The 14297-nt window shown below is 66.0% G+C and carries 13 protein-coding genes and 2 pseudogenes; 9 read left to right on the top strand and 6 right to left on the bottom strand.

Features of this window, described 5'->3' with window-relative positions:
- The first annotated feature begins 2 nt into the window (after positions 1-2).
- Entirely contained in the window at positions 3-635 is a 633-nt protein-coding gene (locus NA11_RS37195) for a LysE/ArgO family amino acid transporter (protein WP_439957138.1), read from the top strand.
- A 179-nt stretch (positions 636-814) separates the two neighbouring features.
- On the top strand, positions 815-1066 hold the full coding sequence (mbp1, locus tag NA11_RS37200) for a microaggregate-binding protein 1 (RefSeq protein ID WP_069166779.1): 252 nt from the start codon (positions 815-817) through the stop codon (positions 1064-1066).
- A 50-nt stretch (positions 1067-1116) separates the two neighbouring features.
- Here mbp1 and NA11_RS37205 read toward each other — a convergent pair whose 3' ends face one another.
- Both NA11_RS37205 and NA11_RS37210 read right to left on the bottom strand, forming a co-directional pair.
- The gene (locus tag NA11_RS37205; RefSeq protein ID WP_069166780.1) at positions 1117-1599 is read right to left on the bottom strand and encodes an FAD-dependent monooxygenase; all 483 of its coding nucleotides are present in this window, start codon (positions 1597-1599) and stop codon (positions 1117-1119) included.
- 600 nt (positions 1600-2199) lie between these two features.
- The gene (locus tag NA11_RS37210; protein ID WP_069166781.1) at positions 2200-3414 is read right to left on the bottom strand and encodes a lipase family protein; all 1215 of its coding nucleotides are present in this window, start codon (positions 3412-3414) and stop codon (positions 2200-2202) included.
- 701 nt (positions 3415-4115) lie between these two features.
- Here NA11_RS37210 and NA11_RS46895 point away from each other — a divergent pair.
- Positions 4116-4672 (top strand): annotated as a pseudogene (locus NA11_RS46895) (YdcF family protein).
- A gap of 2 nt (positions 4673-4674) precedes the next feature.
- Here NA11_RS46895 and NA11_RS37220 read toward each other — a convergent pair.
- Positions 4675-5418 carry a glucose 1-dehydrogenase gene (locus tag NA11_RS37220; RefSeq protein WP_069166782.1) on the bottom strand — a complete coding sequence of 248 codons (744 nt, stop codon included), beginning with the start codon at positions 5416-5418 and terminating at the stop codon, positions 4675-4677.
- A gap of 309 nt (positions 5419-5727) precedes the next feature.
- Here NA11_RS37220 and NA11_RS37225 point away from each other — a divergent pair, with 309 nt between their 5' ends.
- Both NA11_RS37225 and NA11_RS37230 read left to right on the top strand, forming a co-directional pair.
- Entirely contained in the window at positions 5728-6186 is a 459-nt protein-coding gene (locus NA11_RS37225; RefSeq protein ID WP_069166783.1) for a MaoC family dehydratase, read from the top strand.
- A gap of 91 nt (positions 6187-6277) precedes the next feature.
- Positions 6278-7174, top strand: a complete 897-nt coding sequence (locus tag NA11_RS37230; RefSeq protein ID WP_069166784.1) for an alpha/beta fold hydrolase — start codon at positions 6278-6280, stop codon at positions 7172-7174.
- Between the two features lie 44 nt (positions 7175-7218).
- Here the strand turns inward: NA11_RS37230 and NA11_RS37235 are convergent, their stop codons facing one another.
- A complete protein-coding gene (locus NA11_RS37235; protein WP_069166785.1) occupies positions 7219-8610 on the bottom strand; it encodes a WS/DGAT/MGAT family O-acyltransferase in 1392 nt (463 codons plus the stop codon).
- Positions 8611-8879: 269 nt separating this feature from the next.
- Between NA11_RS37235 and NA11_RS37240 the strand changes: the two genes are divergently transcribed.
- The 3 genes from NA11_RS37240 to NA11_RS37250 are packed head-to-tail and all read left to right on the top strand — an operon-like array spanning position 8880 to position 12704.
- On the top strand, positions 8880-9782 hold the full coding sequence (locus tag NA11_RS37240) for a metal-dependent hydrolase (protein ID WP_069166786.1): 903 nt from the start codon (positions 8880-8882) through the stop codon (positions 9780-9782).
- Positions 9783-9796: 14 nt separating this feature from the next.
- On the top strand, positions 9797-10903 hold the full coding sequence (locus NA11_RS37245; protein WP_069166792.1) for a PDR/VanB family oxidoreductase: 1107 nt from the start codon (positions 9797-9799) through the stop codon (positions 10901-10903).
- A gap of 31 nt (positions 10904-10934) precedes the next feature.
- Positions 10935-12704, top strand: coding sequence for an SDR family oxidoreductase (locus NA11_RS37250; protein ID WP_069166787.1), 1770 nt, complete (start codon positions 10935-10937; stop codon positions 12702-12704).
- A gap of 151 nt (positions 12705-12855) precedes the next feature.
- On the opposite strand, the gene NA11_RS37255 is transcribed toward NA11_RS37250, so the two are convergent.
- A complete protein-coding gene (locus NA11_RS37255; protein ID WP_141718055.1) occupies positions 12856-13314 on the bottom strand; it encodes a hypothetical protein in 459 nt (152 codons plus the stop codon).
- Between the two features lie 23 nt (positions 13315-13337).
- Entirely contained in the window at positions 13338-13697 is a 360-nt protein-coding gene (locus tag NA11_RS37260; protein WP_141718056.1) for a hypothetical protein, read from the bottom strand.
- 312 nt (positions 13698-14009) lie between these two features.
- On the opposite strand from NA11_RS37260, the pseudogene NA11_RS46450 reads away from it, so the two are divergent.
- Positions 14010-14297: pseudogene (locus NA11_RS46450) on the top strand (hypothetical protein); the annotation flags it as partial.

The following is a 14297-nucleotide window of genomic DNA, read 5'->3' on the forward strand; positions in this document are numbered from 1 at the left end:
ACGTGACAGATTCGTCCGCGGCACTCGCCGCCCTCTCCGGTTTCGGCTTCGGACTCTCGCTGATCGTGGCGATCGGCGCGCAGAACGCGTTCGTGCTGCGCCAGGGCGTGCGCGGGCAGCACATTTTCGCGGTGGTCGCGGTGTGTGCGCTGTCGGACATGGTGCTGATCGCGGCGGGCGTCGGCGGTTTCGGCGTGGTCATCCAGTCGATGCCTGCGGTCGTTGTGGTGGTGCGCTACGCGGGCGCCGCGTTCCTGCTCGGCTACGCCGTGCTCGCGGTGCGGCGGGCCTGCTCCGCGACGGCGCTCACCGCCGAATCCGCAGGCGCGACAGTCGCACTCGGCGCCACCGTGGCCACCAGCCTGGCGCTGACCTGGCTGAACCCGCACGTCTACCTCGACACCGTGGTGCTGCTCGGATCCTTCGCCAATACCTACGCCAATCCCGACCGGTGGTTTCTCGGCGCCGGTGCGATGGTGGGCAGCATCCTGTGGTTCACCGGCCTCGGATACGGCGCGCGGCTGCTCGGTCCGCTCTTCGCCCGTCCGTTCGCCTGGCGCATCATGGATTCCGCGATCGCCGTCGTGATGACGCTGCTTGCGGTCGGACTGTTGGTCGCCGGTCCGTCGAGCTGAGGAAACTCGGAAGTTGCCGACGGACGTTAGTCGAGTGCTGGTCTGGGAGAACGGGGTTGGCTGCGGACCCGACGTGACGCGAGACACAGCGATCGAACGGTAGGCGCTGATTAGGGCATGGGGTGCCGGGTATTGCGGCGAATGACAGCCCACACCCAATATGGAGGAGTTGTTCTTATATGACCAAGCACGACAGCGGACCCCGTGAGGCCGTCGAAGGCGTCGTCGAGGACGTCAAGGGCAAGGCCAAGGAAGCGGCGGGCATCGTCACCGGGAACGAAGGCCTGAAGAGCGAGGGCCGTGCCCAGCAGGAGAAGGCCGAATCCCAGCGCGAGGCCGCCAAGAAGGAGGCCGAGGCCGAGAAGGCTCGTGCCGAAGCCACTCTCGACGAGGCGCGGCAGAGCGCTTACGAGAGCGGTAAGAATTCCTGATCGCTCGAACTAGCGACGGCGCGGGACGACTATCGTCCCGCGCCGTCGAATTATGTTGTGGTGCGAAACATCCGGGCGGCCTGTGCTCGCTCCGCGAGAATCTGATGGCGCCGCTCGGCCATCGCCGCGGCCGGTGCGCCGCGGGAGACAAGGGCCGTGTACAGCGCCGCGGCGTCCTCGATGGCATCGCGGGCGCCGACTCCGGCGGCGGGGGTGATGGCGTGATCGGCGTCGCCGCACAGGATTACCGGCGGTTGCGGGGCGCGGGCAGTGGTGAGCGGCACCGTGCGGGCATTGGATACGTGCACGGTGTCGGTGGCCGCCAGCATGGCCGCGACGAGTCCAGGGTCGGCGGCCGCACCCACCGCGATCGGTTCCGACCACCGCCCGACGGGCTGAAAGCCGATATCCTGCACGGCGAGTTCCTGGCGCGTGAGCCGGATGAACCACACGGCGACAGCGTCGTTCCAGAAGTGCCCGAAGGTGGTTGTCGGACGGCCATTTTCGTCGAGCCTGCGGTGGAAGTGCAGCACCGATGGATCGGTGCGGCCGCACCGGCCGCTCCGTGACGCCGTAAACAACGATCTGCCCGGCATATTCGGCCGCACGGCCTGGCTCGAGGCGGCGCCGGGCGAGTGAGTCGATGCCGTCCGCGGCAATGATCACCTCGTCCGCGGGGAGCGGTGTGTCACCGCTGAAAAGCGTCGCCGTGCCGGTGTCCACTTCGGTGACGGCGGTGTCGTAGTGCAGTTCGGCCTTTGTGCCAGCGGCGAATTCGGCTAGCACCCGCATGAGGTCGGCGCGCAGGTAGAGTCGCCGGTCCGCATCATCGCTCCGTGGCGGACCTGGCAGATCCTCGGCGCGGAGCCCGACCAGCGGATGCGATGCCGCGTGGAGTTCATCGATCGAAACTCCGAGCCCGGCCAACGCCGCGTGCGCCCGACCGTCGAGCACCAGGAACGCTCCCGCACCAACGGTCGGCTGGCTCTCGTACGCGGTGACCGCGCATTCGGCCCTGGCCAGCGCTCCGGCGAGCACCGTCCCGGCAATACCCCCGCCGATGATCGTGACCATGACCCCCACCCTAGGCCTGCGGATTCTGCTGACACGGAATCCGCAGGCCACTCAGGTATTCAGCATCCGCTCGGCGCGGGCTTGCCGTTGAACCGGTCTTCGAGCCAGGCGACCGCCTCCGGTGCGCCGAGCACCGCGGTGCTGAGATGGTCGGGGCTCGGGAACAGTTCCGATTTCACTCGTACCCCCGCCGCGCAGTACCGCCGCATCGTGTTGTCGATGGAGGCAACGGGAATCAGCGCGTCGTCGTGGGAACGCCACTGGTAGATAGGCATTTTCGGCACACCGCCGAACAGTTCGAGGCTGTTCTCCTCCAGCACGGCGCGTGCGTTCGGATCCTCGGCCAGCGAGGTGGAGGCGGCGACGTCAGTGACGCTGAGACCTGCGCCCGCAGCCAAGATCTCGTTGGTGCAGCCGTTGGCCATCCTGGCGCGGATGGCGAGACCGTTGGCATTCATGCTGTCGCTGATCGGCAACTGCGTCGGGTACTCGCGCTCCAGCCCGATGGCCGCGGCCATCGCCAGCCCGAACGCCGGATGCCTGTTGTAGCCGAGTGCCTCGATCATCTTCACCAGGTTCATCGGGACGCCACCCTCTGCGGCGCCGACGAATTCGAGCTCAGGCGCGTAGGTCGGTGCGAGCGCGGCCGCCCATCCGGTGGCCATGCCGCCGCCCGAGTAGCCGAACATCGCGACCGGGCTCTTGGCGAGACCGAGCTCCGCGACCTTGCGCGCCGCCCGGATGCCGTCGAGGGTGATCATCCCGCCCAGCTTGGCCGCCCCGTAGGCGCCGGTCGGTCCGAGGTGATCGGGCAGCGCAATCGACCAGCCGCGCAGCAGCACGGTGTTGAGCGCAGGTGCTTCGCGCACAGCGAGATTCGGGTCGGCGGTGTAGAGCACCCGGGAGACCGCACACTGGGTGCCGAGGCCGTTGATGATGTGCTGATAGGACAGCAGCGGCCGATTCGGCGCGCGGTTGGGCGGGGTCAACACGGTGGTGGTTGCCGCGATCGGTGCACCTGCCGAGTTGGTCGACCGAAATTTGACCATCGTGACGGTGGTGCCGGGGAAGGCGATTATCCCTGGCATCGGGCGGACGGCGAGCACGTCGCCGGGCTCGGCCCGGTCCAGGTCGGCCGGTGCGGCGTAGAACGGATCGGGGTCAGGCGCCGGGTAGAGAGGTGCGGCGCCTGCGGTACCCGGCCCGATGGCCAGTTGTGCGGTCGCGAGCAGCAGAACAACAGCGGCAACTGCGGTGTTGACGTGGTGACGCATAGCGGAGATCGGCCCCCATTCATCGCGGCATCGTCGAGTGGCACGTTTGTATGCTGGAAAGTCGAATAACCCGAAAGGTGGCTGTGAATAGTCGAACAGCCGGTGCTCGGACGACCGCCACATTAGGTGAAGAACGGAAAAGTCCGGAGGAGCCGCGCCGTGCCGATGCGACGTTCAGATGAACAGTTGGTGTGCCGTCGCTATCCGATTGCCGATCAGCGGGTTACGGTGCTCGGGTGATGCTGCTTATCGTCGGCGTTGGTCTGCTCGGCGTGTTCCTGCTGAGGTTCCGCAAGGATCGGCGGCGGCTGAGCAACGGGGTGTTTCTGCTGCTCGGTTTGGCGTTCACCGGTGTGTGGCTGCTCGGCTCGGGGGCTCAGGGCGATCTTCCGGTGGTGCTTGCGGGCCTGCTGGTGCTGTTGTCGCCGCTCCTCGTGCTGCTGCTTGCCGGATTGCTGATAGTTAACGGCGTTCAGCTGATTCGTCGAGAAGGCTTGCGCATCCCGAACCTGCTTCCGCTCGGGCTCGGCGTCGCGTTATTGGTGCCCTACGTGCTGCTGGCGCTGGCCATATTCACCGGCGATATCTGGGTGATCGTGATTCTGGCGTCACTGACGATGGCGGTGAGCTATCTCGGGTTCCTGTTCGCCAGCTTTCTGATCTATTCGTTGTTCTACGGGTCGCTGCCGTATCGGCCCGGCATGGACGCGATTGTCGTGCACGGTTCGGGCCTGGTCGGTGCCCGAGTTCCGCCGTTGCTGGCCAGTCGTCTGGACCGGGCCATCGAGGTCTATCGCGCCGAGCTCGCCGAGGGACGCACGCCGCTGGTGATCGCCAGCGGCGGTAAGGGCACCGACGAGGCGGTGTCGGAGGCCTCGGCGATGGCGGGCTACCTCGTCGACCACGGCGTGCCCGCCGATTGTGTGGTGTTGGAGGACCGTTCGACGACGACAAGGGAAACCTGCTCTTCACCAAGCGATTACTGGGCGAGCGCGGTCACTCCACCCGAATGGTGTTGGTGACGAGCAACTTCCACATCTTGCGCACGGCGATCCTGGCCCGCCGCCTCGACTTGGATGCCGAGGTGACGGGTTCGCGGACCGCCTTCTACTACCTGCCTGCGGCGATCCTGCGTGAGTTCGCCGCGGTCGTCGTGGCGTACAAGTGGATCAACGTGCTCACGTGCCTTGCGCTGGTTGCGCTTCCGGTGCTCGCGCTGCCGCTCACCCAGGACATGCCGCACAACTACGGCGACTGAGCTCAGTCGAACGTCTTGTGCGGTATCCCTACGGTGAGCCCGCCGTCGATGACGAACTCGGCGCCGGTCGAGTACGAGGATTCGTCGCTGGCCAGGAAGGTGATCAGCGCGGCGACCTCGGACGCTTCGGCGGCCCGGCCGAGCGGGATCTGCAGGAAGTCGGCCGGTATGCCCTCGGTCATCGGCGTGCTGATCAGGCCGGGATGCACCGAGTTCACTCGAATCTTGTACTGCGCCAACTCGAGTGCGGTGGATTTGGTCAGACCGCGGACGGCGAACTTGGTCGCCACGTAGCCGTGCAGGCCCGGGCTGCCCCGCATGCCCTCGACCGAGGAGATGTTGATGATGGAGCCGCCGCCTGCCTCGATCATGGCCGGCGTGGCCGCCTGCATGCCGAGAAACGTTCCGGTGAGGTTGATGTCGAGGATCCGCTGCCACTCGGCCAGTTCGAAGTCGACGAGCAGGTTGCCGTTGGCGATGCCCGCGTTGTTCACCAGCACGTTCAGCGATCCGAATCGCTGGACGGCCTCGGCGACCGCGCCCTTCCACTGCTCGGGCTCGCGGACGTCGAGGTGGACGTAGGCGGCGGCGTCACCCAATTCCTTGGCGACCGCGGCACCTTCGTCGTCGAGCACATCGGCAAGCACCACCCTGGCGTCCTCGGCCACCATGGCCTTGGCGTGGGCCGCGCCCATGCCGCGTGCGCCGCCGCTGATCAACGCCACCTTGCCGGTCAACCGCCCCATGCGGCACCTCCGTCTCTCGCCTGTGCAGACTGCTGTACTGAAACACGTTACAGAAGTGCCTCCGGCCGCGTCGGTTCCGCGTTCGAAGGTGCCACCCAGCGGGACTTGGCGAATCTGCTTCCGTTGATCCGGGGTATGGGTTGCCGAAATTCGCGCTGACGGTGCGACTGTCGCACCCGCGGCGCGGTCGGCGGATTCTGTTTCCGCGCCGCGGGCTTCCTCACTCTAACCGTCCCAGACAGTGGCTTGTGGCCTTTTCGGAATCGGGTTCCTGCCCGATGGCGGCCCGCTCGATTTAGGGTTCCTCGAATGAGTGGGCCAAGCACTTTCACCATGGCGGCGCTGCGCAATGCGGCGGGCGCTGACCTCGGCGTGAGCGAGTGGATCGAGATCGACCAAGCGCGGATCACGGCCTTCGCCGAGGCCACCGAGGATCGTCAGTGGATTCATGTCGATCCGCGCCGGGCCGCCGACGGGCCGTTCGGCAGCACGATCGCGCACGGGTATCTGACGTTGTCGCTGCTACCGGCGCTGATGCGGCAGGTATTCGAGATCACCGACGCCGGTGTGCGGATCAACTACGGCCTCAACAAGGTTCGTTTCCCGGCCCCGGTGCCGGTCGGTTCCCGGATTCGGGCGCGGGCAGCGATCGTCACTGTCGACGAGATGCCCGGTGGCGTGCAGGTAGTGCTGGCGACGACGATCGAGTGTGAGGGTTCCGCCAAGCCTGCCTGTGTCGCCGAGTCGATAGTGCGCGCGCTGGCCTAGGTCTGTGTCGTGCGCCTGATCGGTGCAGGGCGGTATGGCATCATCGTGTAGAACACGTTCTAATTCTCCGCGATCTTGCGGGAGGCGCACGATGACGAACCCACGATCCTCGGCGGCACTGCGGCGGTTCGCCAAGCGGGTGCCCGATATCGCCGAGGTGCCGGGCGGGCGGCTGGTCGAACTGCCGGGACGAGGCCGCACCTACGTGGTCGACATCGCCGGACCGCAGGGTGCGCCCGCCCTGGTCCTGCTGCACGGCACTGCCTGCACCGCCTACCTCAACTGGTTTCCCGCGTTGGCGGCGCTGGCCGAGCGGTATCGCGTCATCCTGTTCGATCAGCGCTGGCACGGTCGCGGAATCCGTTCCGAGCGCTTCACCGTGGACGACTGCGCCGACGATGTCGTCGCCATCCTCGACGTGCTCGGCGTCGACCAGGCGGTGTGTGCGGGATACTCGCTCGGCGGGGTGGTGAGTTTGGCTGCCGCGCACCGGCATCCGAACAGGGTGAACGGGCTCGTGCTGTGCGCGACGCCGTATCGGTTCCAGGAGAAGTGGCGCGAACGCGCCTTCCATCAAGCGTTCGGTGCCTTCGCGGCGGCGGTCGGGCCGCATTCGTTCCGTCGCACCGAGGAATTCGCCGCGCGGCTACCGGAATTGCCGGAGACGGCCTGGGCGCCGGGCGGATTGGACCAGTGGGCGCTCGCGGAGCTGCGCAGCACCAGTGGGTGGGCGATCACTCAGGTGATCGGCGAGGTCGGCCGATTCGATGCGAGCGCATGGCTGGCGACGCTGACAATGCCGACCGCCGTGGTGATCACGACTCGGGACCGGGCGATTCCGGTCTATCGGCAGTTGGAGATGGCGACCATGATCCCAGGGGCGAGCATTCATCTGGTGAAGGCGGGCCACGCGGCCTGTGTGCTCGCGGCCGATCGATTCGTGCCGGTGCTGCTCGAGGCCTGTGGGGCGGTCGCCGCGAGGTTGTGACGTGCCATGTTCGGCGGCGATGGCGAACAGGCGCGACGTGGTGCTCAGCCCGATGCGCGTGCGGCGGACAGCAATTCGGCGACGACATCCTGGACCGCGTCGGCGAGCTCGGCGACGTCGGGCACCAGCTCCTTGCACGCGATGAAGCCGAAATCCAGGTCGTCGTTGTTCGACAACACCGTCACGGTGAGCCCCGCGCCGTGAAAGACCGGGCCGAACGGATACATTCCGGCCACCCGGACGCCGAGGAAGTACAGCGGCATCGGCGGGCCCGGCACATTCGACACCACCAGGTTGTGCACCACCGGATGCCGTTCGGCCAGTTTCAGTGACGAGTACACCCGCGCCGCGAGCTGAAAGGTGTTCGGCGGCGCGTACTTAGACCAGTCCTGCAGGAAGTCGGCGCCGATCAGGTCGTGTTCTTCCTTGGCGCCGCGGTTGTCCTCCGCGACCTGGAGCAGTCGCTGCACCGGGTCGGCGATATCGGTGCCGAGCCGCGCGAACAGCGTGGACACCTTGTTGATGCCCTCGGTGTGCCGCGACGAATCATGCACGGAGACAGGCACCGACGCGACCAGTGAACGGTCCGGCAGTTCGTCGTGCTTCTCCAGGTAGGTGCGCAACACCCCGGCGACCACGGTCAGGACAACGTCATTGATCTTCACGCCGAACGCGGACTCGATCTCCTTGATGGCGCCGAGTTCCGCCTCGGTGAACGCCACCGCGCGATGCGGGGTGATGGCCAGGTTGAACGGTGTGCGCGGTGCCGAGAACGGCAATGCCATGCCCGCCTTGTCCTTTCGACGTCGCTGCGCGAAGCCCGCCACCATGCCGAGGGTTTTCGGCAGCATGCCGACGATGCCTGCCTTGGTCGGGAACTTGGCCACCGCCGTGGCGAACAGCTGCCAGTCGTTGGGGCTCGGCTCCGGTTGCCACGGTTTGGCGGGCGGGGTCTTGGCGGCGTTCGGCTCCAGATCGCACAGGTGCATCATCATGTTGGTTCCGGTGATGCCGTCCACCGCGGCGTGATGGTATTTGCAGATCACGGCGACCTTTCCGTCGTCGAGACCCTCCACCACCGACATCTCCCAGAGCGGGCGATCCCGATCCATCGGTCGGCTGGCGATATCGCCGACGAGTTCGGCGAGTGCGCGGCGATCGGCCGGAGCGGCGATGCCGATGCGGCGAACGTGGTAGTCCAGATCGAAGTTCTGGTCCTCCACCCAGACCGGGTGATCGAGGTTGAACGGCACCTCGTAGACGCGTCGGCGCATCTGCGGGATCAGCGGTAGCCGCCTGCCGAGTTCGGCCTTGAATTTCTCGAAGGAATAGTCCCCTGAGCTCGGGTCGAGAAGCAGCAGCGCGCACACGTGCAGGTGCTGGGTCCCGGTTTCCAGGTAGAGGAAGCTGGCGTCCAATCCGGTGAGTCGTTCCATAGCGGAAGACTACTAGAACGCGTTCTAGTTTTGGCTCGAATGAGAGGGAGGTGGGTCACAGTGGGGACCCCTATCGTCAAGCGGGCTAACGGCATTGGCGCGTGCGGACGGGCGGCGACCGCCTGCTTCGAAAACATGCCTGAACTGCGACGGAACTTTATGTAACTAAGAGTTGCATGTATGTGTATGATCTTCACTACAGTGGTGAAGGAAGGTGTGCAGCGGACCAAAGTCGGGCCACCGGGTAGTAGATGGATCTAGGAGTATCGATGAAGCTACTTCGCAGGGGCGAGCGACGACCGGACACCGATCCCGGTGAGGTCGCGCTGCACGCCCGCAATGTGCAATTCCGGTGGGCGGACACCCCGCTGCACTGGATGGCTGATGAGCCGATCGCTTCGCATCTGATCAACTCGCTGAATCTGCTGTTGCCCGAGGGGGAACGCATGTTCTGCGCGGCCTACGCCGAAGCGCTGCCGTTCGTGAAGGACGAGAAGCTGCGCGAGGCCATGCTCGGTTTCATCGGCCAGGAGTCCATGCACGCGGAGACGCACGACAAGGTGCTGACCGAAGTGCTCGCCGCGAACGGCATCGACCCCGCGCCGTACGTGCGCCAGGCCGAGTACCTGTTCCGAAAGACGCTCGGCCCCAAAGAAGTCGACGGCGTCGCGCAGCACCAGATGATGGTGGAGCGGCTGACCATCATCGCGTGCCTCGAGCATTTCTTCGCCTACCTCGGCGACTGGATCCTCAATGCGGATCTCGAGAAGTTCGGCGCCCACCCGCAGGTCGCGGACCTGTTCCGCTGGCATGGTGCCGAGGAGGTCGAGCACCGCAACGTCGCGCACGATGTCGCGGTCTACTTCGGTGCGGGCTATGTGCGGCGCGCGGCGCTGATGACGCTCGTGTTCCCGATCTTCATCACGTTGGTGGCGCGTGGCACCAAATTCATGGTGCACCAAGATCCTTCGCTGCCGGACTACGGTTACCCGCGGCTGATCCTGCGGGTCTTCGGTTCGATGTGGCGTGGCGCGCTGCCTGGCGTGCCGTCGCTGGTGCGGAGCGCGGTGTCGACCTTCCAGCCCGGCTATCACCCGGAATCGGTCGGATCCACCGCACAGGCGGTGGCGTACCTGGCGAAATCTCCTGCTGCGCAGGCTGCCGCGTCGTGACGGACGGTGCCGTCATGAATTTGCGGCCCATCCCCGAGCAGGTCCCGGCGGACCTGTTCGGCAAGCGTGATCGGGACCGCGCGGTGCGCGTGCTCGATGCGGTGGCGTCGGCGCGGCTGAAATGGACGACGCTGATCAACCGCCGCGAGCTGGCGCCGAAGGTGGATGACCACCGGCTGGCGCTCGTGGTCACCGAACGGCGCGTCGAGGCCTACGACCAGGATGTGGTCAGCCTCCGGCTGGAGGCGCCGGATCGGCGCGAACTGCCCCGGTGGCGGCCGGGCGCGCACCTCGACCTCGAACTGCCCTCTGGCCGGTTGCGGCAATACTCGCTGTGCGGCGATCCGGCCGACACCCGCGCCTATCGCGTTGCGGTGCGGCGCATTCTGGACGGCGGCGGTGGCTCGGTCGAGGTGCACGACCACCTTCCGATCGGCGCGCCGATCACCGTCCGCGGCCCGCGCAACGCCTTCCCGTTCGCGGTGCCGGGACACGGATCACCAGCCGCCCGTTTGCATTTCGTCGCGGGCGGCATCGGGATCACGCCGATCCTGCCGATGGCGCGGCTGGCGCACCGGCTCGGCATCGACTGGTCGATGGTGTACACCGGACGCAGCCGCGACACCATTCCGTTCCTCGACGAGATCGCCGGGTTCGGCGACCGGGTCGTCGTCCGCACCGACGACGAGCACGGTCTGCCCGACGCGGCCGCGTTGCTGCCCGGGGTGAGCGCCGATACCGCCGTCTACTGCTGCGGACCGGTGCCGATGACCTCGGCCATCGCGGCGGCGGTGCGCGAAATGCCGGGTGTGGAACTGCATTCCGAGCGGTTCTCGCCGCCGCCGATCGTCAACGGAGTGCCGTTCGAGATCGAATTCGCCTCCACCGGAAAGGTGGTCGAAGTGGCCGCGGACCGTTCCGCGCTGGAGACCATCCTGGAGACGCAGCCGGATCGCCCCTACTCGTGCCGTCAAGGCTTCTGCCGCACCTGCAAGGTGCGGGTGCTGTCGGGCGCACCCGAACACCGAGACGCCGTGCTCACCGACGCCGAACACGCGGCGGGCGAGATGCTGGTCTGCGTCTCGCGTTCGTCCGGTGGGCGCTTGGTGCTCGACCTCTAACCACGACCACTGGTCAGCAAGGAGAAAATCGATGACGACCACGGAGCTCGTTGCCCTCGAGCGCACGGTTCGCAGCGGCGAATTCGATATCGCCGTCTACGAATACGGCAACCCGGCCGCCGACACCGTGCTGTTGGTGCACGGGTGGCCCGACACCAGCCACCTGTGGGATGCGGTGGTGCCCTTGCTGGCCAGCCGTTTTCACGTCGTCACCTACGACACCCGCGGGCACGGGCGCTCCACCCAGACCAGGCGGACCGAAGACTTCCGGCTCGACCATCTGGCCGCCGACTTCTTCGCGGTAGTCGACGCGGTGAGCCCCGACCGTCCGGTGCACGTGCTCGCGCACGACTGGGGTTCGGTGCAGGTGTGGGAGGCGGTGTGCGAGCCGAAGGCCGCCGAGCGGGTCGCGTCGTTCACCTCGGTGTCCGGGCCGAACCTCGATCACCTGGCGAACTGGTTCCGGGCCAAGCTGTCCCGGCCGACACCGCGCAACGTCTGGCAGCCGTTCACCCAGGTGCTGTCCTCGCTCTACACGTTCTTCTTCATGACACCGGTGTTGCCGCGGGCCGTCTTCGGTCTGGTCGGCACCGAGCGGCTCTGGCAGCGGGTCGTCTCGATCATGAACGAGACGCCACCGGCCACCGTGACACTCGGCCCGACCTTCCGGCGCGACATGGTCGACGGGCTGCTGATCTACCGGGCCAACATCGTGCAACGGCTGGTCTCGCCGCGGGAGCGGCACACCGAGGTGCCGGTGCAGCTGATCGTGGCTGGTCGTGACGTCGCGGTCCGGCCCGCCGGATACGACGACGCGAGCAAATGGGTGCAGCAGCTGTGGCGCCGCGACGTGCCCGCCGGGCACTGGATGCCGTTCTCCCACCCCGCAGCCCTGGCCACCGCGACGACAGAACTGATCGACACGGTCAACGGCGCGGCGGCCCCGCGTGCGCTGCGGCGCGCCGAAGTCGGCCGTGACGCAAGGCCTTTCGAGGATCAACTGGTAGTGATCACCGGCGGTGGCAGCGGCATCGGCCGCGAAACGGCGCTGGCGTTGGCGCGCAGCGGGGCCGAAATCGTGCTGTCGGACATCAATCTCGTGGCGGCCAAGGAAACGGTGGCGTTGATCGCCGCCGAAAACGGTGTGGCGCATGCGTATCAGCTCGATGTGTCGGACGCGGACGCGATGAACGAGCACGCCGCCACCGTGCTCGCGGCCCACGGCGTGCCGGACATTCTGATCAACAATGCCGGAATCGGCCAGGCCGGTGGGTTTTTCGAGACCACGGCGGTGGAGTTCGATCGGGTGATGCGGATCAACCTGGGTGGCGTGGTCAACGGGTGCCGGGCGTTCGGGCCTGCGATGGCCGAGCGTGGGCTCGGCGGGCACATCGTCAACCTGTCGAGCATGGCGGCCTACAGCCCGCAGCAGGGGTTCAGTGCCTACTCCACCAGCAAGTCGGCGGTGTTCATGTTCTCCGACTGCCTGCGTGCGGAACTGGCCGGTCGCGGTATCTCGGTGCACACCATCTGCCCTGGCATCGTGCACACCAATATCGTTGCCACCACCAGGTTCTCGGGCGTCAGCGTCGAGGAGGAGAAGCGTAAGCAGGAGCGCTACGACAACCTCTATCGCAAGCGCAGCTACGGTCCCGAGAAGGTGGCCAAGCAGATCGTGCGGGCCGTCGAACGCGGCCGGGACATCGTGCCGATCACGCCGGAAGCGCGAATGCAGTTGCAGTTCAACCGGTTCGCGCCCGCGGTGGTGCGGTTCTTCGCGGCTCGGGTGAAGCTCACCTAGTATTCGACCGTCGGACCAACATGTTTAGTCGAGCCCGCAGGAACGACACTGCTTCGAATTGACCACCAGTGACGGCGGCCACCTGCCGTGTTGTGCGCTGCGTAACCGCGCACAACACGGCTTTGTGTGGCAACCCGCTGAACAGCGCGTCTCAGTCCAGTCCGCTTTGACTTTCATGCTGGTCGATGAGGCCCTGGTAGACACCGTTCGGCTCAGATCTCGACGAGATGTCGCGCAGACCGAGAGTGACTGTACGGCCAGCCGCAGCTGAGTAGCCGCCCTGGTCAATGCCGAGATCTTCCATGATCACCGGCAGTAGCTCGTCCAGTTCGTCGTCGGCAATGTAAACGGTGAGGGTGCATTCGACCGGCACAGTGGCAGGATCGTAGGCGTCACCCTGAAGTCGTTCAGCCAAGTTGTCGATCTCACTGACCTGACCGAACTCGGTATAGCACGGTATCCGGTTCACGCCGCGGATCCGATGCGCACTCCCTTCAAGGATCAGCGCGATCGGGTGGATCTCCTCGCTAGCGAGCGATCCAGGTCCAGTGGGGTCAGGTAACCCGAGCCCTACTGCGATCTGCCAGATGCGGCGATCATCGTCGTCCATGTAATCCATACTCCTCTGTCAAACTACTTGCCGACGCTCACTGTGCGGCAATGCTTCAACTTCTTTCCTGCTGGTACAGCCTTCTGAGCGTTGTTCTTCGCATCATTCACTGCACCATCCTTCGTCTTACCGGTGCCGGTGTACGTGAACGGACCCGTGGCGTCTGTCCTGTCCAAGTTCTCGAAGTAGCAGGACACCGTCGCCTTGTAGGTTGCGGTGAATTCGAACTGCCATCCCGGCTGCGTAGCGCCGATCGTTTGAGCTGCAGCAGTCGGCGCCTCCGCTTCCGCGAGCCCCACTCCCATTGTTGACGCTCCTGCGGCGCAGGCCGCGGACAGGGCGATCGACGCGACGAACCGGCGGCCGGTCATTGCAGTGTTCATTGGTTTCCCATCTGGCGGTCTTATTCCGTCACTGTTCTTCGACGCACTTGTGGCGCAGCTGGTTCCAGTCGATTCGGTGACGGAAGTCACTGGAATCGGCTGGCTCGCAATCAGTTTGACTTTCCATGAACGGGGCCGCCTCGCCGTAGCAGTCAGCACCGTACCGACAGTCGATACCCATCCGCTGGCCGATCCCGTGCGCCACTTTGCTCGTCGAACCGGGCAACGAACGCCTACCAGGCGCAAATTGGCTCAGGCGGCCACGCGGGGTGTGCGCTGTACGCCGATTGCCTCGCCACCGGAGACTTTGCAATGAGTGCATTGTCGACCATCTGCCCCGGCACCGTGCACGCCAATATCGGTGCCACTACCAGGTTCTCGGGTGTCAGCGTCGAGGAGGAGAAGCGTAACCAGGAGCGCTACGACAACCTCTATCGCAAGCGCAGTTACGGTCCCGAGAAGATGGCCAAGCAGATCGTGCGGGCCCGTCGAGAAGGACCGCAGCGTCGTTCCGGTCACCCCGGAGGCTCGGTTGCAGTACCTCGCCAACCGGGTCGCACCGGGCATCGTCCGGTTCGTTGCGGCGCGAGTCAAGCTGAC

The sequence above is a fragment of the Nocardia altamirensis NBRC 108246 genome (genome assembly GCF_001612685.1).
Classification (GTDB): Bacteria; Actinomycetota; Actinomycetes; order Mycobacteriales; family Mycobacteriaceae; genus Nocardia; species Nocardia altamirensis.